Origin of the sequence: Halomonas sp. DP5Y7-2 (assembly GCF_019802025.1) — a bacterium.
Lineage (GTDB): Bacteria > Pseudomonadota > Gammaproteobacteria > Pseudomonadales > Halomonadaceae > Halomonas > Halomonas litopenaei_A.
Genome location: NZ_JAHVHY010000001.1, coordinates 360,853 through 380,535, shown reverse-complemented (window position 1 = coordinate 380,535; position 19,683 = coordinate 360,853). Strand labels below are relative to the sequence as shown.

The following is a 19,683-nucleotide window of genomic DNA, read 5'->3' as shown; positions in this document are numbered from 1 at the left end:
TGACAGGGGATATTCAGCGCAGCCAGTCGGGGTGCTCGCGTAACATCGCCTCGCGGCGGCTGGCCTCTTCGGCTTGCTTGGCCAGGGCGCGCTCCGCCAGTGCGTCGGCGCGATGGGGCGGCAGCACGAACAGACCGTCGTCATCGCCGACAATCAGGTCGCCGGGTTCGATGGTGACGCCGTCAATGGAGACAGAGGTGTTGATCTCACCCTCCAACGACAGCGAGCGGGTGGTCAGCGGGCTGGTCCCCCTGGCGTAGATCGGTAGCGATAGACGAGAGAGGGCGTCCCAGTCGGTAATGGCGCCATTGGTGACGACCCCGGCAAGTCCCTTCTTGAGCGCCGCGTAGGCGCGAAACTCCCCCCAGCAGGCGCGCTGCTGGTCGCTGCCCACGTCGATCACCAGCACATCGCCGGGCTCTGCCTGGATCAATGCTTCGCGGATGATGCTGCCATCGATATGCGGGATCTTGACCGTCAGCGCCGTGCCCAACAGGCGAATGGGACGTCGAATCGGCTGCAGCGACGCGATAGCGCCGAGGTCACTGAAGTGGCCCAGGGTGGAGGTCGACAGGCTGCCCAGGCGTTCGATCTGTTCGTCACTGAAGCGCTGCTGTCGCGGCGCGATGTAAAACATGCTGGTCTCCTTATTGAAAGACGAGGCTGTTTGAACAAGACGCTGTCAGCAAGACGGTATCAGCAAGACACCAGTGCTGACGTGATTACGCCTGGACCCGGCAGTCCCGCTGAACTTGATCAGCACTTCAAGCAGCACCTCAGGCTACTGCCGGTGGCGATAGAGCAGATAGACGAAGAACGGGGCGCCGACGGCAGAAACGAAGATGCCGGCCGGCAGGTCCTTGGGCAGAAAGGCCACCCGTCCCAGCAGGTCGGCATACAGCACGATCAGGGCGCCACACAGCGCGGCCGTTGGTACCAGGCGCGCCAGGCTGCGTCCTACCAGGCGAGCCGCCAGGTGTGGCGCGACCAGCCCGACAAAGCTGAGTCCGCCGACGAAGGCGACCGCGGCACCGGCCAGGGCCACGCTCAGCGCCAGCAGGATCAGGCGGCTCTGTTGCACGTTGACCCCAAGCCCCAGGGCGACGCTGTCACCCAGCGCCAGGGCATCCATATGTCGAGCCAACGCGAGACTGGCCGGTAGGGCGATCAACAGCCACGGCAGCAGCGACAGCACGTCCTGCCATTGGGCGGCGTACAGGCTGCCGGTCAGCCAGACGTAGGCGTGCAGCGCCGAGGCATCGTCGCTGATCACGATCAACAGCGTAGTGGCAGCGCCCATGGCCGCTGAAAGGCCGATGCCCACCAGCACGACGCGAGAAGGTTCAAGCCCCGCTCGCCAGGCCAGGGACACCACCAGCAGGGTGGCCAACACGGCCCCTGCGAGTGCTGCCAGCGGCAGCAGACTGATGCTCAGCGAACCGAGAAGGCCTGCCAGGAAGATCACGGCCGCCAGCGCTGCGCCGCTGGTGATGCCGATCACGTCCGGTGAGGCCAAGGGGTTTCTGACGATGCCCTGGAGGATCGCGCCGGCGCAGGCCAGCGCGGCGCCCGCCAGCACCGCCAGCAGGATGCGTGGCAGCCGAAGCTCCCAGATGATAAAGCCGACGTCGCTGTCTGCCGGTGCCACCAGGGCGCCGAGCACCTTGGGCGGCGACGTGGGGAAACTGCCCAGGGACAACGACAGCCCCATGCTGGCGAGCAGCGCCAGCCCGAGCAGGGTGACCACCCACAGGAAGCGATATCGTGCTGTGCGCTCCCGTGGCGAAGAGCAGCCCGGTGAGGTCAGGGAACTGCTGCTGTTGAGGCAGGTGTTCGCGCGGTGATTGGCGGCGGATGTCGACAAGGTGTTGTGTCCCTGGGTCATGTCGCCACCTGCCGTCTGCGCGCCAGGTAGATGAAGAAGGGCGTGCCGAGCAGTGCCGTCATCACCCCGACCGGCACCTCCTGGGGTGGCATCAGAAACCGCGAGGCGATATCGGCGGCCAGCAGCAGGGTCGCACCCAGCACGCCACAGGCGGGCAACAGCCAGCGATGGTCGATGCCGATCAGGCCGCGAGCCATGTGCGGCACGATCAGCCCGACGAAGCCGATCATGCCGGCCAGGGCGACGGAGCTTCCCGCCAGCAGGATCACGCAGAGGCCGAGCAGCAGCTTTAGCGTACCCACGCGCATGCCGAGGCCGGTGACCATCTCGTCGCCTAGCAGCAGCGCATTGGCATGACGTGACAGAACCGCGGTGATAGCCAGCGCCAAAATAAACAGGGGCAACAGGGGCACCACCAGATCGAGCTCGCGACCCGAGACGGACCCCGCCAACCAGTACAGCACGCTCTCGAAGCTCTGCTGGTCGAGGATCAGCAGGCCCTGGCTGAAGGACAGAAACATGGCGCTGACGGCAACCCCGGCCAGCACCACCCGCAGCGGAGACAGTTCACCGCGGCGTCCTCGGCTGAGCGCCAGCACCAGCAAGGCGGCTACCAGCGCCCCCAGCAGCGCCGCCCAGACATACTGCCCTGGGGCATGCAGCGGCAGCAGCGATACCGCCACGACGACGAAGAACATGGCGCCGGCATTGATACCAAGGATGCCAGGCGAGGCCAACGGGTTGCGGGTCATGGTCTGCATCAGCACCCCGGCGATGGCTAGGCTTGAGCCGGTCAGGGTCGCAATGACGGCCCGTGGCAGACGCTCGGAGACGATGATGATGTGGTCGATTCGGCCTCCGTCGTAGGCGCTCAGCGCCTGCCAGACATCGCCCAGGGTGATGTCGGTGGTGCCCAGCGTCACGCTCGCGGCGAAGGCCGCAAGCCACAACAGGATGCCGAGCACGAGTCCTGCCGAACGGGTGGTGGTGCGGTCAAGCATCAAGAATCCTGCTGGTCGTCAGTAGCGCGAGTGGAGCTGTGGGTTTTGGCAGCGGCTCTGGCGTCAGATGCGAAGGCCAGCTGGCAGTCGTTGGGGCCGACAGGCGCCTGTTGGGACATGCGAGCCGCCAGCGGCGTCGAGTCAGCGGCCAGCGGCAGTGAGCGGGATGCGGAAGCGGCGGACTCAGACGATGCAAGCTGGGGAAAATAGTGACGGTACAGGTCATCGAGCATGGCGTTGGCCGCCAGAATACCGCCACCCATGATCCAGTTGACCGTATTGACCTCATACACCCGTCCCGCCTGTGCTGCCTTCAGGCGCTGCCACAGGGGATGCGCGGTCCAGTGACGGTAGGTGGCCAGGATGGCCGGGTCGTCTTCCAGCAGCACGAAGATGACATCGGCATCCAGCGTCGGGATATTCTCTTCGCTGGTCAGCTTGATGCCCCAGCCCTGGTCGCTGGCCGCATCGGGCTGCTCGAAGCCGATCTCGCCGAGAATGCTTCCGGCAAAGCCGGTGGAATACAGGCGCAGATGATCGCTCTTGAAGCGAACCACGGCCGCCTTCTGCGGCCAATTATCGCCCAGGCGCCGCGCCAGCCGCTGACGCAGGTCGGCGATGCGGGCATTCCAGCAGGTCATCAGCTCGCGGGCCTGGGCCTCGCGGCCGGTGGCTTGTGCTACCTCGTCAAGGGATGACCTGAAGTCATAGACGTTGGCCGCGAAGCGGGTTGGGGCGATACGTTCCAGCAGCGGGCGAACCCGCTCGTGGCGAAAACGCGTGCCAATAATGACGTCAGGGTCGAGCCAGGCGATCTTCTCGAGATTGGGCTGGGTTTCCAGGCCCACATGCTCCACCCCATTCAGCGCCGGTCGCAGATAGCGGTAGGTGGGCTTCTCCATCCAGGCGTCGACCACTCCAATCGGCGTCAGGCCTAGTGCCACGGCACTGTCGGTGGCGCCCTGGTAGAGCGTGACCAGACGCGGAGAGGTGGCTGGAGGTGGCGCCGTGTCCCCACGCGCCGTTTCAGCAAACAGCAGCATGCCGGCCAGCAGTGCGATGGCGGCAAACAGCAGAGCGCCCGACAGCAACGCCAGCAGCTTTAGCAGCTCGCGCAGCGCCGAAGGCGCTGCGCGGGAGCGCAAGGGCCTCGGGGACGATGGCGCTGCGCGGGGGCGCAACGGCCTTGGGGGCGATGGCGCTGGCGGGTGCGATGATGGGCGTAACGTGGGAGAGGGCATCATGGGGCGGATCCGTCACGTAAGCATGTGGGCAGTGTGATGGCGGGTTGCCCGGCCCAGCCGCCAGGCCAGCGGCAGGCACAGCAGGGCGATCAGGGCGAGCGCGGTGAAGGCTTCACTCAGGGCCTGGGCACTGGCGCCAACACTGGCGTCACTACCGGCGAGCTGGTCGACCCGGGCATCGTAGTAAAGCGATAGCGCCACCAGCCCCAGCGATGCGACCAGGCGTCGGGCCATATTGTTCATGGCGGAGGCTTGGGTCATCTCGGCGTCAGGTAGCGCGCGTACGCCGACAGTCGTGGCAGGCAGGTAGCCGCAGGCAAGGCCGATCCCGCGAAGTCCCATCCAGGCCCCGACCAGCCACACCGGCGCAGCCGGTGACATCAGGGCGAGTCCCATCAGGCTGATCGCGGTCACGCCGAGCCCCACCAGCAGACACCATTGGGGCGGGTAGCGGTCGATCATGCGGCCGGCCTGGGGCGAGCACAGTGAGGCGGTAAGGGCGGTGGCCAGAAACACCAGTCCGGTGACGAAAGGACTGGCACCTAGCACCTGCTGCATCCACAGCGGCGTCAGCAGGACGCAGCCAAACAGAATGATCGATTGCAGGCAGGCCAGCACCACGCTCAAGCGGTAGGCCGAGTGGCGAAATAACGACAGTGCCAGCAAAGGTGCCGTGGTACGTTGCTCCACCAGGACAAAGGCCACCAGGCAGGCGATTCCCGCGGTCAGCGGCACCGCCACACCAATGGACAGCAGGTTTTCAAGGGTCTCGACCCGTCCTAGTGCAGCAAGCACCGCGCCCATGCCCAAGGTGATCAGCACGAAGCCCGGCAAGTCGAAGCGACGCTGACGATTGGGCGCTTCACGCCGCAGGCAGCGCCAGCCCAAAGCCAGGCCGAGCAGTGCAAAGGGAAGGTTCATCAGAAACAACGCACGCCAGTGGGTCAGCTCCAGCAAGAGACCGCCCACCGTGGGACCGATGGCAGGCGCAATCATGACGGCAAAGCCCCATATACCGCTGATTCGGCCTCGCTGCTCAGGCGGGTAGGCGGCAAAGATCAACGCCAGGGACAGCGGGATCATCAGTCCGGCAGCGGTGCCCTGAAGGGCGCGCGCCATGATGATGCCCGACAGGCTGTCGGCCATGGCACCGAGCAGGGACCCCGCCAGAAATCCCGACAGCCCCAGCAAGTAGATCGTGCGGCGGCCGAAGCGGTCGGCCAGGTAGCCGGTGAGGGGCATGCTCATGGCCATGCTGATCATGAACAGCGTGATGACCCAGTTTACCTGGCTGGCGCTGGCCTCGAAGGTCACCATCAGCTCTGCCACCGCGAGGTTGAGCGCACTGTTGTTGAGGCTCACGGTAAAGGTGCCCAGTAGCACGCTGGCCAGTACCCAGGCGCCTCCTGGCGTGACCTCGGCGGTATCGTCGTCAGTGGCCCGCGGCGGTGACGCGTCATTACCCAGGGCATCCTGGTTCTCGTCAGCTGTGCCAGCGCGAGAGGACAGCGCGGTGGGCGAGCGAGAAGAAGACGGTGCCGAGGGGCGAAGCGTGGACATGAAGCGTCTCACCGTAGTGATAAAGCGTGAGCATCGAGGGGCGATGATCATGCCATGCCGCAAAGGCAAATGCAATTCATTATCAAATAAGGCGTTGCCGTCAGCAACCGGGGGCGCCGCACGCTGTTTGGCAAACAAAAGCGCCAGACCCAAAGGCCTGGCGCAGCTGACAGTAGCGGATCTGGATGGGTGTCAGGACATAGCCCGATGGTAGGTCTTAGAAATCCATCGTCCAACCCAGGGTAAAGGTGCGTCCCCGACCCTGGTAGTCATACAGGTACTCTGGACCATAGTAGGGAGAGTAGAACATCGCGGCGCGCTGACCCCAGACCGTGGAGTATTCTTCGTCGAGAAGGTTGTCGATGCCAAGGGTCAGGCGGCCGATGTCGATGTCCTGAGCCAGGGCCAGGTCCACCGTGGTATAGCCATCGATTTGACGGTCGTTGTCATCTTCGAGGTTGTGGGCATGGTTGGCCTGCAGGCGCGCGCTGCGACCCGCGGCCATATCGTTCCATCCAACGAAGGCCGTCGCCGATGACAGCGAGGCGTAGCGGGCGTCACGCTTGTTCCACTGTCCGTCGTCGTCTTTCTGTTCCGAGCGGACCAGGTGCAGGGTGCCGCCGACTTCGAAGCCCCCGTCCAGGTAGCGAGTGACAGCAGCCTCAAGACCGTAGTCACGCTTGTTTTCCTCAACCACGCTGACGGACAGGTCTTCGGCGTTTTCCACCGCCTTGTCAGACCACGCATAGTAAAGTGCTGCCTGGGTGCTCCAGTCGGCGTTGTTGAAGCGCCATCCCAGCTCTACCTGATCCGTCTTGATGGCATCCAGCGGGTTGTCGTCGACGCTGACGTCGGCGCTCTTGCCGTAATACTTGGCAGGATCGGGCAGCTCGAAGCCTTGACTGAACTGAATCCAGTTCTGGTGACCATTGCCATAGTCGTACAGCGCGCTGGCATTGAGCAGCGTCGCGTCGTAGTCATTCTCGCCGCCGGGGATGCCATTGAAGTCGTCGACCTCGACATCCATGTGCTGCTGACGAACCCCCGCAGACAGGGTCAGCCCCTCGGTTACCCGCCAATCCCCCTGGGCGAAGCCTGCATAGCCATCCACTTCATAGCTGGGGTAGCGGGGGACCACGTCACTGCGCTGCTGAGTCAGCCCGCCACTGGCGTTGGACGCAGCGATATCAAAGAGCATCTGGTTGGCGTCGAAGGACTCCCGGTCCATGTCGACCCCATAGGTCAGTGACACGCTGTCGCTCAGGTCGGCGTCAAATAACGCCTTGATGCCGCCAAGGTCGGTGTTCTGCTTGGAGGTACGAAACTCGATGCCCTCAGATGTCGCGTAGGGGAAGGCGTTGAAGCTGGCTTCCTCCTCCCGATAGAAGGCCTGCAGGTAGAAGTCCTGGCCCAGCAGGTCAGCGTGATGATACTGCAGGTTGACCATGCGACGGTCGGTCGCCGGGTCCCGGTCCGATGAGTAGCCGTCACGGATCTCGGCACCGTCCAGGTTGCCCAGGGTCAGGTTGGGGAAATACAGGCCGCGATCCCCTTCATAGGCGGAGCGGTAGAGCTGAGCCCCTAGCGTCAGTGTCTGTTGTGGCGCCAGCCTGACATCGACGCTGCCCATGATGTCGATGGAGCGGTTGTCCTGCAGGTCGGTCTGGGCGATATCCGGGAAGATCTCGTCACCGCGACCGTCGTAGAAACGGCCGTTGTCCTGATACGCCACCGCCAGACGACCTTGAATCTGCTCGTTGCCGCCGCTGATGTCCTGGGCGAGACGAAAATCGGCATCGTCGCTGTCATTGAAGCCGCTGGTCACGCTGGTGGCGGTGGAAAAGTGGCGCCCGGGACCTTCCCCCTTCTTGGTGACGATGTTGATGATGCCGCCGGTGGCACCTCCGCCATACAGGCTGCTGGCGCCGGACAGCACCTCTACGCGCTCAATGTTGAAGGGATCAATCGCATCGAACTGGCGCGAGAGACCGCGAGAGCTGTTCAGCGAGACACCGTCGATCAGCACCTGAACGCTACGGCCACGCATGTTCTGGCCGTAGTTGGTGCGCCCCTGAGGGGCCAGGTCCAGACCGGGCACCAGACGACCAAGGGCCGTTTTCAGATCCGCGCCAGTGGCGATCTGGGTGTTCAGCTGTTGCTGGTCAACGACCCAGACGGCACCGGGAATCTCACTGATCGATTTGGGCGTCCGCGAGCCGACCACCACCATGGTGTCGGCGGTAACCTCCGCTTGCGTAGTGGTCGCGGCAACGGAAGTGTCGTTTTGTGCCAGGGCCGTAGCAGGTGTTGCCAGGGTCAGCAGCAGCGCTGCGTAGCCGGAGCGGCAGGGCGTTCGCGGTGATGCTGAGTCGCAGGCGAGGGGGAAGCGAATGGCGTGGGAAAGAGGGTGTCTGGAGTGCATGAAAGGATCGCTGAATAAGAAACACCGCCGCCATTAGGCGTGTCGGCGAAACAACGCGTGAAAGCCTCTTCGGGCTTCATCGCAACCGGCCAGCAGACATCGAAGGGGCAGCTGTCGCTGCTGGCGCAAGCAATATAACGAATTGTGGAAATAATGCGAAGCGTTCGTATTAAAGCTTGTGGTTTGTGCACGTCAAACTCCCCCCCTCGCCGACCAGAGGCACAAGGCGTAGGCTGGATGCCTCTACTACACGACGATCAGGAGGCTTGATGACACGGGTAAAGATCCTCAAGCAGGGCACGATCCACTGCTTTCCTCCCGGGCTGCGTGACGACCAGGGCGAGCTGGTCAACGCCGAGATTTCTGCGGTGGCCTACGATGGCGAGCGACTGCTGATGGCCAGCGACAAGCCGATCCCCGGTCACGAGCGTTCCGCCGCCTTCAGCCTGCCGTTGACCGCCGATGGTCCCGACGACAACCGCATCGACTACCTGACCCAGCAGACCATCAAGGAAGCGGTGAAGTATGAAGACTTCGCCCTGACCACCGATGGGCGCCACATGATCGCCACCACCGGCTTTGATCGCATCGACGACGAGACTCACGATCTCAACGCCTATAACCACCTGCTGATCTGGCCCCTTCACGAGCCTGACCGGGTCCAGGTGGTGGACCCCGACCCCCGCGACGGCGTGGAAGGCTCGCTCGAGTTTCGGCGCAAGATGGACGCAGCCGTAGGCGAGCCCTACTACAAGATCGAGGGTCTGGCCGCGATTCCCGGCGAGCGTGGCGATGGCCTGCTGTTGTTCGGCATCCGCGAGCAGGGCAAGGCCCACGATGACTTCGACTACGTGCGCCGGGTCATCGGTGCCCATTACATCATCAACGACAATGACAACCTGGAATTTGTCGATGCCCTGCATGACGTCTTCAGCTTCGACCCCGGCGAGTACGACGGCGTGGACCACGTTTGTGGCCTGTCTAGCCTTGAGTACGATCCCTACCACGGCCAGCTCTACCTGCTGACCAGCTTCGAGACCGAAGAGGGCGACGACGAGGTCATCGGCGGCTATCTGTGGGTGATGTCGCTGCATGACTTCCGCCAGGGCAGGACACCCACCCTGGTGCGCGACGAGAACGACAAGGTGCTCGAGTTCGAACACAAGGCCGAAGGCCTCGCCGTACTTGACCGCGAACGTCTGTTCGTCGCCTACGACAACGACCGCAACTACGACCTGCACAGCGTCAGCGAACGCGACGAACGCCGCTGCTGCGAAGCCCCCTACACCATCCTTGGGCTGGTGCAGTAGACCCAACGTCATCCAGGCACCGCACAGCGCCACATCGCACAGAAGCAAAGCGGGACACGGAGGCGACGACTGGAGAGCCCTGGAGAGCGTCAGTGAGCGATAGAGGGCGAAGAGCAATACCGCGTGAGTAGAGGTGTGGGTAAAAGGCGCGTCAGAATGGGCGCGGGAAGAAAGGGCGCGGGGAATCGGTGAAAGGAGAAGGGCGCCGCGGGTACGCCAGCGGTACAGCCAGTCGCCAAACCGGTTCTTGAGGCGCCCGATCGATGATGTGACCAGGGCTGTGATGTGAGGAAGGGCACAGCCGAAACGCCTCGAAGACTGCCATACTGACCAGTGGCAAGCGTCCACCTGAAACCCGCTGGCCTACGGCCGCCGCATTCGCTATCATACGTCCGCGCTGATAAGGGCCTATAGCTCAGTTGGTTAGAGCAGGGGACTCATAATCCCTTGGTCGTAGGTTCAAGTCCTACTGGGCCCACCATTCAAATCAGCGTCCTAGCCGAATCGGTTAAGTCCTTCCGAGAATTTGGTGTCCGTAACGGCGTCCGTTGTGTCATCCCTGGCACCCGTCTCAAGCCGGCACGCTCTCTTCATCCTGGTAGATCCTGGCAGTTGGAAAGCCGTCGTCCGCAAGACTGGGTGGCCTACCACTGCCCGCACTTTGCATTCGTTTTGGCACCAAGCGTGATGCCCAGGACTGGGCACTTCGTACCGAAGACGACATGGTGCGTGATATCTTTGCATCGCATATCCAGCGCGGTGTCTCGGAATGCATGACGCTCGAAGCCGCCCTCAAGCGCTATCTCGCCGACGTTATCCCGACCAAGAAGCCCCTAAGCTCTTGTGAAAAGCCCAGAAGAGCGAACGCCACAAGGCCGGCACGCTGATCGAGCACTTGGGCAAGTACTCCCTTGCGGCCTTGACGCCGGAGCTGATCGCCAACTACCGCGACACCCGCCTGAACCGCATTGGCGATGCAAGGATGGGCCTCGGCCTGACCTGCAATAGCTTCTGGTAAGGTCGAGAGCTAAGCGTCAGCGGGATAAGAGTGGCGCTTGAGCCCTCATAACAATGCTCTGGAACCAGGCGAAGAAGCAATCTGTACTCATTTTTTTTGCTTCCGTGGCTTAAGGCAGAAGACAGCTGGCCGATGAGTAGAAGTAAGGCATTCCGGTTGGGGGCGATGAGGTCAGTGCTCACAAGCCAATGCAGATGCTAAAGCGGTATACGCACCCTCGGGCGTAGGACTTGGTTGAGCAGCTGGATACATTGAGTGATATCTAATGCACAAGATGATAGTTTGAGATAGTTTAAGGGAATGTTCGGGTGGCTTTCGACCCATAATGGACGTACCGATTAAGACAGCTATTACATCATACGGAGTTATGTGGCATGCGTAGTAATGAGTGCCATCCTGCCGAATAAAATAAAGATATAGGAAGTTCAATCGACAAAGAGAAGACAAGCTTTCGGCATAGCATTCTTTAGCTTAGATAATGAAATAGGAGAGTCCTTTTGTACAAGATCGATAGATTCGAAATTGATGGTTTTTGGCACCGTTTTGATGCCGCTTGAGGCTTTAATTCTGATGTTAATATAATTATCGGAAAGAATGGTACCGGTAAGACAACTTTTATGAATATCTTACATGGCGTTTTAGCTGTAGATATTAACTCGATAGAGGAAAATGATTTTAAATCAGTAAAGATAACTTTAGTCGATGGAAAGCGAAAGAAGACAATTAAAGCCACTAAGTTAGAGGATGAGCGATATCCATTCTCCGTTATTGAGTATCAAATATCTCAAAGAAAGTTTACACTTCGTCTTATGGGGCTCCAAGAGCGTCGCTATCCAACATCTATTAGAAGAAGATTCCAAGAAGAAGCTTTAAATCTTCGCCAAGAGTTAGAAGATCTCGTATCAGTGTCCTCACTGTCTGTATATCGTCTTCGACATGATGATGACTACGAGGTTCGTGACAATCGAGGGACCCGTGTTGTTTCACCTGTGGATTATAGGCTTGGACAGGCATTAAGAGGGCTTACCCAATACCAGCTGGGACTTTCTCAGAAAGCTAGAGAGGTTTCTGCAAAGTTGCAAACCGATGTTTTAGCATCAATTCTTTATGGCGAAGAAGATGCCAAAGATGTAGGCTATGAGCTGGATTTTGATAAATCAGAAGAACAAACTCGCCTGACTTCTGCTTATGCACAATTAAACTCTTTAAATTCTGAGATTAGAAAGAAAATACGCGTTCATGTGAATGCGATTGATGAAACAATCACAAGTATTACCGGGAAAGTGAAGTCGAAAGAAAAAAGCTCTGATAAGAAGATAGTGGATATAAAGCCGCTTGAAGCGCTGCGAAAAACGCGAAGAATTATTGACCTTTCTCTGGAGGCAAAGAAGGAAACTCAGGAGATATACGCACAGATTGAAAAATTCTTGAGTATAATAAAAGATTTCATAAAAGATAAGAAATTTGAATTCGATTCAGGAAGTCTAGTTATAAAAACCACACACGGAATAGTTGGGCATGAGCGTCTTTCTTCTGGTGAAAAGCAACTAATTATTTTGTTGGTAGAAGCCTTGCTTCAAGGTTGTCGCCCACACGTATTTTTAGCAGATGAGCCTGAGCTTTCACTTCATATCGCGTGGCAGCGGATGGTCATACCTGCAATTAAAGACCTTAATCCAAGTGCGCAAATTATAGCAGCCACACACTCACCAGAGGTCGCCTCAAAATATTCAGATTCGATTTTTGATATGGAGAGTTTGATTAATGGCTGACCTCGAGTATTCGGTTGAAGCAAGAAATACCCTCAGTGCATTTTATCGTGTTGAAAGAATTGTTTATGTCGAGGGGGAAGACGATATTATTTTTTGGGAGTTTTTATTTGAAAAGCTTGCTGGTATTAGTGTCAAAGCAGAAGAAGCAGGTGGAAAGGGAAAGCTAGAATCTAGAATGGATGAAGTGAGGAATGGAGAAGCTAATTTTTTTGTTGCTATTGACAGTGATTTTGATTGGATGAATGAGGATTGTTCTCATCCGAAAATTTATTCAACTTTCGGGTATTCTATGGAGAATTCTATGATTACAGAGGAGTCATTGCAAAAACTTATATGTAGGGTTGCAAAGGTTTCTAGGCATCAAGTGAGTACAGAAAAGTGTCGAGAATGGCTGTTTAGTATAGAAGATGCTGTGCAGTCGCTAGTTCTAGCAGATGCTGCCAATCGACACCAAGACGCTGGTCTTTCTGTAGTTTCGGATAATTGCGACCGGTTTCTTGTATCAAAAAAATCCAGCCAGTTGTCCGCTCAAAAGATCTCATCGCACATTGAAGGTCTTGATATAGATATTCCTCAAGAATTTAAGAACAGATTTTCATTTCGCATGAATACGAAAGGGTTGAGATTGATTGATGTTATACGAGGGCATTTTCTGTTTTCAGCAGCTTTTCGATTTGTAAAGGAGTACGTAGCAGAATTAAAATCATCAGCATCAATATCTCAGGAAATGCTTTTTGGTGGTTTAATGCTAGCTTTTGAGGCAAGCTTTGACGAAAATCATAGGCATTATAGCTATTATCGAGACATCTTTGAAAAATAAAAATGACAACTGTCTGCACTGAGGATTAAAGAAACATGCGGCATCTTGCTACGACTCAAGCTACTCCATTTTATCTGCTAATGGTCCCATATTTATATATTACTAGCCCAAGCTTAGCCGCCTGGCCGACACCGTGCCTTTAAGTTGTGCGTGCTATTTATGTGTAATAAATTGTAAGTGAAGTGACCCCCTCCCGAGCTGCACAGACTATAGTGCAGCCATCAGGAGGATGAAATGAACAACGAACCTACCGTCAAACGCTGGGCCGCGAAGCGCAAGGCCTCCGTGGTCATGGACATCTTCAAGGGCAAGACCACAGCAGCTGAGGTGGCCCGCCAATACGATCTCACCGTCTCCGAGATCGAGGGCTGGGTCGATGAGGCCCAGCGGAGTATGGAAAACGGGTTCAGGGCTCGCCCGAAGGACGTCCGCGAGCAGTACGAATCTGAACTGCGGGAGACCAAAGAGGCGCTGGGTGAGGCCCACCTGCAGATCTATGCGCTAAAAAAGTTTCGCCGCCTGCTCGACGAGGACGAGAACTCGTAAGGTCGCTGCAGGCGGAAATGGTCCAGCAGGGCCACGTGGTGTCGCTCGTCAAACTCTGTCAGTGGTTGGGGCTTCCCCGGCGGAAGTTGTATTACCGTCCGAGGCCGCGGCGACGCAAGATCAATACGGAGCTAACCACCAGAGTGAAGCTTGCGCTGGAGCAGTTCCCCACCTACGGCTATCGCCGTCTGGCGTGCGTCCTGGGGGAGAACCGTAAGCCGATCCAACGCATCTTGCAGCTCAAAGATTGGCAGGTGCGCAAGCGGCCCCAAGGCTTCCGGCCGCGTGCCCGGAGCCTGCCGTCCGTCGCCTCTCGGCCTGATGAGCGTTGGGCCACCGACCTCACCCATGTGTGGTGCGGTAAGGATCGGCGGGCCAGCCGGGCGGTGATCATCGACTGTTGCACTCGAGAGATCCTTGGTTGGCGATTGTCGGACAACGGCAGCAGCAAGACGGCTGAAGCAGCGCTGGAAGAGGCTCTGGTACATCGATTCGGCGCACTGAGTCGGACTCATCAACCGCTGGCCCTGCGCTCTGACAACGGCCTCGTTTTCAGCAGTTGGCACTATACAGCGACAGTGAGGGCCTACGGGCTCACATAAGGGGGGGGCAAGAGTCCTGGCCCTCGAAGCCTCTATTAGGGCCAGCATGGTACCTATCGTCATGTGCAGGCGCATTCGTGCGCTTCACGCTATCATTGATAGCATTGTAATCACATGGAGAGTCTGGCATGGCTTCGATCACGATCCGCAACTTGGATGAGCAGTTGAAGGCTCAGCTTCGCATGCAGGCGGCAAGGCATGGCCATTCCATGGAAGAGGAGGTTCGCATCATTCTACGTAGTGCCTTAAACCAGCCTCAGGCAAAGGGGCTGGGGACTCGCATACGTGAGCGATTCGCAGACGCGGGAGGCATCGAACTGGAAGTGCCGCCTAGGTCTGAGCCACGTGATCCGGGCTTCGGCGCATGATTGTTCTCGATACCAACGTGCTATCCGAGCTGATGCGGCCTGTGCCAAACGCCCGGGTTGTCGACTGGCTGGACAGGCAGGATGCTATTTCCGTGACAATTTCCGCTATTACAGTCGCTGAAATTCTCTATGGCATCGAGCGCCTGCCCGACGGTAGGCGCAAACGTGGTTTCGCAGCCATGGCGGCGGCAATGTTTGAGGAAGATTTCTCTGGCCGCATTCTATCGTTCGATAGCGGGGCTGCGATTCACTACGCAGAGCAGGTCGCTGCCAGCGAGAGTGCAGGAAGGCAGGTTCACATGGCCGATGCCCAAATTGCGGCTATCTGCATCCAGCATGGAGCGGTGTTGGTGACACGCAACGTAAAGGATTTCGAGACGTTGAGCGTCGAGACGACCAACCCTTGGGAAATGGGCTGATATCGGTACACTGACGGTACAGTGGTTGGTTCGGGAAGGTTCCACTAAATTTCGCTAAGCTTCTGATATTCCTCTTTTTTAATCCTTGTTAGATTGCGGTAGATTTCGTAGAATTTTGATTATCTTATTGATTTAAAAGCGAAATTATAATTCCTTGGTCGTAGGTTCAAGTCCTACTGGGCCCACCATTCAGACCAGCGTCTTACGACTTCCCTTCCGAGAGTCCCAACGTCCAAGGGATCCGTTTCAGTAGTCAGTTTCAGTAGAGCGCCGATCCTTCAGTCCCCTGGAGACTTTACATGGCCACCATCGTCAAGACCCCCGCCGGCAGCTAGAAAGCCGTTATCCGCAAGACCGGCTGGCCTGCCACCGCCCGCACTGTGCATTCGTTTCCGCACCAAGGGTGACGCCCAGGACTGGGCACGCCGCACCGAACACGAAATGGTGCGTGATAGGGGGGAATCGCAAATCCAGCGCAGTGCCTCGGAGCGCATGACGCTCGAAGCCGCACCCAAGCGCTATCTCGCCGACGTAACCCCGACCAAGAAGCCCTAAGCTCTTATAGAGAGCTCAGAAGTGAATCGCCCGGTCTACCCGACCTATTTTAGAGAAGGCGGCCACTGGCGAGCTGTGTGCACCACACTCAGTACCCGCACCTGCATCCCCACAATGTCATAGACCAACATATAGCTGGGATGTACAACCAGCTCTCGGGATCCCGGAGCACGGCCAGGCCGTCCACTGTCAGGCTGGTCCACCAGCTGTGCCGCCTTCTCTGAAAACAGTTCATCCAACGTCAAGGCTGCCAGCGGGTTCTCAGCTTCTATGTAGTCGTAAATGTCGTCACGATCCTGGATCGCCTCTGGCGTCCAGACCAGCTCCATCATTTAGACTTCGCCAGACGAGCACGGGTAGCTGCACGGCGGGCAGCAGACCTTGCTTCCACATCGGCGGCAGGTATCAGATTTCCAGCGTCTGCCGAGGCCCGTGATTGCTCCACCTTGGCAATCAGCCAGGCATCATAATCCTGCGCTTCCTGCTGCTGCGCTACATAGTTGCGCATAAAGTCGCGTAGAAGCTGTGCCCCGGTACGATCGTGAGCCTTGGCCGCATTGGCAAACTGTGCTTTCAGGTTTTCGTCGACCCGAAAGGTGAAGGTAGCATCGCTCATGACACCATCCTCATGTGTTACACGGTAACTACAGGGTAGCACAGAGGGTATGCCATGCATCCACGCGCATCCGCCATGAGCAGATACGTGAGCGGTACATGTCGATTGATAGTTCAGGACGCCGGTTCTGCCAGTCTTTCATCGCAGAAACTGGGGCCTGGTGCTTCAATGCCTTCTGCGGGATGTAATGATTGTACAGCCAGCAGTACCGTTTTAGCGTTTGCTCCAGGTCTTCTCCGGAGACATAGCGACGCGTCGCCAAGAGGTCACTGATACAGCCATTGAAGCGTTCGACCAGTCCGTTGGTTTGAGGGTGGCCCGGTCGAATCAGGCGGTGCTCCACGTGGTGCTCTGCACATGCCTGGTCAAACGGATGCTGTTCGGTGGGCTTGCGCTCTCCACCAAAGGTGAAGCGATCCGTGAAGCTCTTGCCATTATCCGTCAGCACCTTTTGTACCTTGAACGGGGCCTTCTCAACGACCCGATAAAAAACGCTTCAGCATCGCTTACCGCCTGGCGGGAGCGCAGCTCTAGATAGACCCAGCGCGTAGCTCGGTCGATGGCAACGTACAGATAGCGGTGCTGCGTCTCGTCAGGCATCTGCGGCAGATACTTGATATCGAGATGGAGGTAGCCCGGTTCGTAGTCTCGAAAGGACTTGGGCGCCTCCTTCTTGCCCTCCTGGTCCCTCTTAGCCAATTGGGCCAAGGTGGGTACCTGGCGGCGTTTCAACATCCGGTGGAGCGCCGCTCTGGATAGCGTGGGGTGCAAAAACTCCCAGGCGACGACGAGCAGGTCGTCGAGCCCGAGACGAAGGAATTCGCGTGCCGCAATCAGCACCTCTTCCTGCTCGTGAAGTGACTCCCACTTTCACGATCTACGTCATTGGCCAGTCAGCTGGCGGGTAGCGGAGGGTGTCGATCCAACCTCTATCTGGCCAGGAGGCCTCCGTGATAAGTGGCCCCAACTCCATATAGACGTTGGGGAGATATACGTACTTGAGGGCGGAGGAACATCCTCGCTTAGTATATTGCGTCGTGCCCTTGCCAGTGTACCCCGATGACGACCATCGCATTCTGGATGGTGCCAGGTGCGAGCTACCCGAATGCCCAGCTGTGTGGGCGCATGAAGGGACTGGCGGAAATTTGCCGGCTCAAGAGTGATCCAGGATCTGGAATGACAGAGTTGCGGCTTTGACGAGGGTGTCACAGACATAGCCCTGAACACGAACGGTCACCTCGGTCTTGAAGCCGGGTGGCCGTTCGCGTTTTCTGCAGCGCTTTATGGTTGCTGGTTCAGCTCTCGGGGGTCATTGCTCGGCGATGTCGAAATCGCCATTGGTGCGTACGTAGAGCAGTGTCTCGCCGTCGGCACCGGTGGCGATGTCATGGGTGATCTCGCCCTGTGAACCGAAGTAGCTGCCGGTCGTCAGGTGCTGGCTGTCGTTCTTTCCCTCGGTCTCGTGGGTCAGGTCGCCCTTGATGACCACGGCGCGGAATTCGTCGGCGTGGCTTGTGATCTCAACCGAGAAATCGGCTGGCAGTTTCACCAGACGGCCACTCATCTGTCCGGCGTCCGGGTTGCCCCACAGGAAAGCGGTCTTCGGGCCTTGTACTGCGTCGTCGCTGCCCGGAAGGCTGATCCAGCGTATGTCATTGGCATCCAGCCATACCAGGTTGTTTTCGGCGACATTCAGCGGCTCTTCATCGTTGTGGAAGGCCTCGGATTCTGGCTGTACCAGATAGGGCCCTTCATCGATCTCGATGTAGGCCATGTTGACCTCGTCACGGGCTGCGGTGATATGAGACTCCCCCGCCGGCTGGATCCAGAACGAGCCTGCGGGCAGCCACTGCTCATCGGCGTTCTTGTCATCGTTGTGAACCTCGCCCTGGATGACCACACCACGATAGGTGATGTTGTGGATGTGAGGCGGTGAGGAGAAACCTTCATTGAACTTCACCAGGAAGCCGGAAGCGCCATCCTTGGTGCGGTCACCCCACAGGTCACCTGCGGCCGGGCTCTGGTCACCGCGCAGCGGATTGAGATAGCCCCAGTCGATATCAGACTGCTGGACGACTTCGCTGGTTGGCGTGAGCGAGGACTGGCTATCGGCGTGGGCGGTGATGCTGGTAACGGCGATCGAGAGGCCAAGTAGAGCAAGGGAGAAAGGACGTTTCATGATGGCTGCCTGTCTGTCTGAGCATTGAAAGGAAAGGCGCATCGCCGATGCGCTGGCAATCGACGCGGTGAATTTTGGAAGGCACAGGCGGCGTGATAAAGCGGCAAAGGGGGGAAACACTATTCGTCAGAACACGATAATCTGGCGCTGATGCTGGGCGTTGTGCTGTGGGTCGACGCTAGGGTGAAGCCACGACATGCGGCGTTTCTTCTTCCTAGAGACGATGAGAATTCCTCGATAGGTCACGGCGGCGCGCCCTCAACACCGTGTGGCATTGCGGGTGAAAGCTGGCCTGGGGCAGTTCCCCTACCTCTGGCTATTGGCTATTGGCGATGTGGCGAGATGGGGAAAGCCTTCGTCTCGACTATTGAATTTCCAGCGGATTAAGCGTCAGCGCGTGCTTTCTCACGACTTCCAGCATGGCGGTGGCAGCGGCGGACTGTAACGAGCGCGCCGGTGTGATGATTCCCAGCGTGCGTGGAACGGTGGGGTGCGTCAGTGGGCGCCACTCCAGCCCCTCAGACGAGATTTGTTTAAAGCTGAGGGAGGGTAGGGCGGCGACGCCTTGTCCGGCTGCGACCATGCGTCCTGCTGTGCCGATCTGACTGACTTCGCACATGACGTCCATCTCCGCATCGAGGTGTTGCAACACCTCGTCGATGGCCTGCCGGGTGCTCGAAAGCCGGCTAAGGGCGATGACGGGATAGGCGATCAACTCCTCCCACTTCACCTCGTCCTGGTTCAGCAGGGGATGTCCATGGGGGCAGACCGCAACGAAGTGGTCGTCCACCAGCGATTCGAAATGTATGGCCTCTGCCCCGCTGGGCTTCACCGAAAAGCCGATATCCGCTCGCTGGTCCCTGACGAGTTCATCCACCTGGTTGGCCAGGACATCATGGACGTTGATGGCGATGTTGGGGTACTGCCGCCGGTAGTCCGCCAAGACGGCAGGGAGGAAGCCGGCCGCGAGGGTCGGAAGGGCGGCTAGCGTCACCTTGCCGCGTTCCTTGTTGAAGAGTTCGCCGATATCTCCCAGGGCTTCGTCCCAGTCACTGATCAGGCGCCTTGCGATAGGCAGAAAATAGCGACCTTCCGGGGTCAGCTGGATCCCCCTGGGCGAGCGGTTGAAGAGCATGCCCCCGACCGACTCCTCAAGCTTTCGGATGGCAATGCTCAAGGCCGGTTGAGAGAGGTGCAGGCGTTCGGAGGCCTCTATGAAACTGCCGTATTCTGCGACGGCCACAAATGCCTTCAACTGTCGGATGGATGGTTGCATAAAAAAAGTAAAAGTCTCGTTCGTTTAAATATATTAGACAAATACCGGCATTCTTTCCAAGGTGTGGAGGTCGCAAGACACTCGTCTACT

Annotated in this window: 17 protein-coding genes, 1 tRNA gene and 2 pseudogenes; 9 read left to right on the top strand and 11 right to left on the bottom strand. The window is 58.4% G+C overall.

The window, feature by feature from the left end; all coding sequences use genetic code 11:
* Window positions 1-13 precede the first annotated feature (13 nt).
* From KUW18_RS01620 to KUW18_RS01595, 6 genes are all read right to left on the bottom strand, one after another.
* Complete coding sequence (locus tag KUW18_RS01620) at window positions 14-637, bottom strand: RraA family protein (protein ID WP_222560652.1); 624 nt, start codon at window positions 635-637, stop codon at window positions 14-16.
* A gap of 144 nt (window positions 638-781) precedes the next feature.
* Window positions 782-1,885 carry an iron ABC transporter permease gene (locus tag KUW18_RS01615; RefSeq protein WP_222560651.1) on the bottom strand — a complete coding sequence of 368 codons (1,104 nt, stop codon included), beginning with the start codon at window positions 1,883-1,885 and terminating at the stop codon, window positions 782-784.
* Window positions 1,882-2,886 carry a FecCD family ABC transporter permease gene (locus tag KUW18_RS01610; protein ID WP_222560650.1) on the bottom strand — a complete coding sequence of 335 codons (1,005 nt, stop codon included), beginning with the start codon at window positions 2,884-2,886 and terminating at the stop codon, window positions 1,882-1,884. The genes KUW18_RS01615 and KUW18_RS01610 overlap by 4 nt, the downstream gene beginning before the upstream one ends.
* Entirely contained in the window at window positions 2,886-4,031 is a 1,146-nt protein-coding gene (locus KUW18_RS01605; RefSeq protein ID WP_261396385.1) for an ABC transporter substrate-binding protein, read from the bottom strand. The genes KUW18_RS01610 and KUW18_RS01605 overlap by 1 nt, the downstream gene beginning before the upstream one ends.
* A 111-nt stretch (window positions 4,032-4,142) precedes the next feature.
* The gene (locus KUW18_RS01600; protein WP_222560649.1) at window positions 4,143-5,690 is read right to left on the bottom strand and encodes a DHA2 family efflux MFS transporter permease subunit; all 1,548 of its coding nucleotides are present in this window, start codon (window positions 5,688-5,690) and stop codon (window positions 4,143-4,145) included.
* 217 nt (window positions 5,691-5,907) lie between these two features.
* Entirely contained in the window at window positions 5,908-8,112 is a 2,205-nt protein-coding gene (locus KUW18_RS01595; protein WP_222560648.1) for a TonB-dependent receptor, read from the bottom strand.
* Window positions 8,113-8,381: 269 nt separating this feature from the next.
* Between KUW18_RS01595 and KUW18_RS01590 the strand changes: the two genes are divergently transcribed.
* The 9 genes and pseudogenes from KUW18_RS01590 (at window position 8,382) to KUW18_RS01550 (ending at window position 14,967) form a co-directional block, all read left to right on the top strand.
* Window positions 8,382-9,422, top strand: coding sequence for a hypothetical protein (locus KUW18_RS01590; protein WP_222161792.1), 1,041 nt, complete (start codon window positions 8,382-8,384; stop codon window positions 9,420-9,422).
* A 404-nt stretch (window positions 9,423-9,826) separates the two neighbouring features.
* A tRNA-Ile gene (locus KUW18_RS01585) sits at window positions 9,827-9,903 on the top strand.
* Between the two features lie 414 nt (window positions 9,904-10,317).
* Window positions 10,318-10,440, top strand: coding sequence for a hypothetical protein (locus KUW18_RS19665; RefSeq protein ID WP_261396384.1), 123 nt, complete (start codon window positions 10,318-10,320; stop codon window positions 10,438-10,440).
* Window positions 10,441-11,015: 575 nt separating this feature from the next.
* Window positions 11,016-12,212: pseudogene (locus tag KUW18_RS01575) on the top strand (AAA family ATPase); the annotation flags it as partial.
* On the top strand, window positions 12,205-13,032 hold the full coding sequence (locus KUW18_RS01570; protein WP_222560647.1) for a DUF4435 domain-containing protein: 828 nt from the start codon (window positions 12,205-12,207) through the stop codon (window positions 13,030-13,032). The pseudogene KUW18_RS01575 and the gene KUW18_RS01570, both read left to right, overlap by 8 nt.
* A 234-nt stretch (window positions 13,033-13,266) precedes the next feature.
* On the top strand, window positions 13,267-13,578 hold the full coding sequence (locus tag KUW18_RS01565) for a DUF1153 domain-containing protein (protein WP_222560646.1): 312 nt from the start codon (window positions 13,267-13,269) through the stop codon (window positions 13,576-13,578).
* A gap of 143 nt (window positions 13,579-13,721) precedes the next feature.
* Window positions 13,722-14,180 (top strand): DDE-type integrase/transposase/recombinase, encoded by a 459-nt coding sequence (locus tag KUW18_RS01560; protein ID WP_222560645.1) that lies wholly within the window; start codon window positions 13,722-13,724, stop codon window positions 14,178-14,180.
* Between the two features lie 128 nt (window positions 14,181-14,308).
* A complete protein-coding gene (locus tag KUW18_RS01555; RefSeq protein WP_206943143.1) occupies window positions 14,309-14,548 on the top strand; it encodes a FitA-like ribbon-helix-helix domain-containing protein in 240 nt (79 codons plus the stop codon).
* A complete protein-coding gene (locus KUW18_RS01550) occupies window positions 14,545-14,967 on the top strand; it encodes a type II toxin-antitoxin system VapC family toxin (protein WP_222560644.1) in 423 nt (140 codons plus the stop codon). Before KUW18_RS01555 ends, KUW18_RS01550 begins: the two co-directional genes overlap by 4 nt.
* 599 nt (window positions 14,968-15,566) lie before the next feature.
* On the opposite strand, the gene KUW18_RS01545 is transcribed toward KUW18_RS01550, so the two are convergent.
* The 5 genes and pseudogenes from KUW18_RS01545 to KUW18_RS01525 form a co-directional block, all read right to left on the bottom strand.
* On the bottom strand, window positions 15,567-15,854 hold the full coding sequence (locus KUW18_RS01545) for a type II toxin-antitoxin system RelE/ParE family toxin (protein WP_261396382.1): 288 nt from the start codon (window positions 15,852-15,854) through the stop codon (window positions 15,567-15,569).
* A complete protein-coding gene (locus tag KUW18_RS01540; RefSeq protein ID WP_222560643.1) occupies window positions 15,851-16,138 on the bottom strand; it encodes a CopG family ribbon-helix-helix protein in 288 nt (95 codons plus the stop codon). The genes KUW18_RS01545 and KUW18_RS01540 overlap by 4 nt, the downstream gene beginning before the upstream one ends.
* A 28-nt stretch (window positions 16,139-16,166) precedes the next feature.
* Window positions 16,167-16,987: pseudogene (locus KUW18_RS01535) on the bottom strand (DDE-type integrase/transposase/recombinase); the annotation flags it as partial.
* Window positions 16,988-17,447: 460 nt separating this feature from the next.
* Window positions 17,448-18,317 carry a DUF4437 domain-containing protein gene (locus KUW18_RS01530; protein ID WP_222560642.1) on the bottom strand — a complete coding sequence of 290 codons (870 nt, stop codon included), beginning with the start codon at window positions 18,315-18,317 and terminating at the stop codon, window positions 17,448-17,450.
* Window positions 18,318-18,681: 364 nt separating this feature from the next.
* Window positions 18,682-19,593, bottom strand: coding sequence for a LysR family transcriptional regulator (locus KUW18_RS01525; protein ID WP_222560641.1), 912 nt, complete (start codon window positions 19,591-19,593; stop codon window positions 18,682-18,684).
* Between the last annotated feature and the right edge of the window lie 90 nt (window positions 19,594-19,683).

What these genes read in the sequence shown, in the direction of transcription:
- KUW18_RS01565 (WP_222560646.1), top strand. Translation starts at nt 13,267, where the DNA reads ATGAACAACGAACCTACCGTCAAACGCTGGGCCGCGAAGCGCAAGGCC.
- KUW18_RS01595 (WP_222560648.1), bottom strand. Translation starts at nt 8,112, where the DNA reads ATGCACTCCAGACACCCTCTTTCCCACGCCATTCGCTTCCCCCTCGCC.
- KUW18_RS01620 (WP_222560652.1), bottom strand. Translation starts at nt 637, where the DNA reads ATGTTTTACATCGCGCCGCGACAGCAGCGCTTCAGTGACGAACAGATC.
- KUW18_RS01615 (WP_222560651.1), bottom strand. Translation starts at nt 1,885, where the DNA reads ATGACCCAGGGACACAACACCTTGTCGACATCCGCCGCCAATCACCGC.
- KUW18_RS01530 (WP_222560642.1), bottom strand. Translation starts at nt 18,317, where the DNA reads ATGAAACGTCCTTTCTCCCTTGCTCTACTTGGCCTCTCGATCGCCGTT.
- KUW18_RS01550 (WP_222560644.1), top strand. Translation starts at nt 14,545, where the DNA reads ATGATTGTTCTCGATACCAACGTGCTATCCGAGCTGATGCGGCCTGTG.
- KUW18_RS01545 (WP_261396382.1), bottom strand. Translation starts at nt 15,854, where the DNA reads ATGATGGAGCTGGTCTGGACGCCAGAGGCGATCCAGGATCGTGACGAC.
- KUW18_RS01555 (WP_206943143.1), top strand. Translation starts at nt 14,309, where the DNA reads ATGGCTTCGATCACGATCCGCAACTTGGATGAGCAGTTGAAGGCTCAG.
- KUW18_RS01610 (WP_222560650.1), bottom strand. Translation starts at nt 2,886, where the DNA reads ATGCTTGACCGCACCACCACCCGTTCGGCAGGACTCGTGCTCGGCATC.
- KUW18_RS01540 (WP_222560643.1), bottom strand. Translation starts at nt 16,138, where the DNA reads ATGAGCGATGCTACCTTCACCTTTCGGGTCGACGAAAACCTGAAAGCA.
- KUW18_RS01600 (WP_222560649.1), bottom strand. Translation starts at nt 5,690, where the DNA reads ATGTCCACGCTTCGCCCCTCGGCACCGTCTTCTTCTCGCTCGCCCACC.
- KUW18_RS01570 (WP_222560647.1), top strand. Translation starts at nt 12,205, where the DNA reads ATGGCTGACCTCGAGTATTCGGTTGAAGCAAGAAATACCCTCAGTGCA.
- KUW18_RS01590 (WP_222161792.1), top strand. Translation starts at nt 8,382, where the DNA reads ATGACACGGGTAAAGATCCTCAAGCAGGGCACGATCCACTGCTTTCCT.
- KUW18_RS01525 (WP_222560641.1), bottom strand. Translation starts at nt 19,593, where the DNA reads ATGCAACCATCCATCCGACAGTTGAAGGCATTTGTGGCCGTCGCAGAA.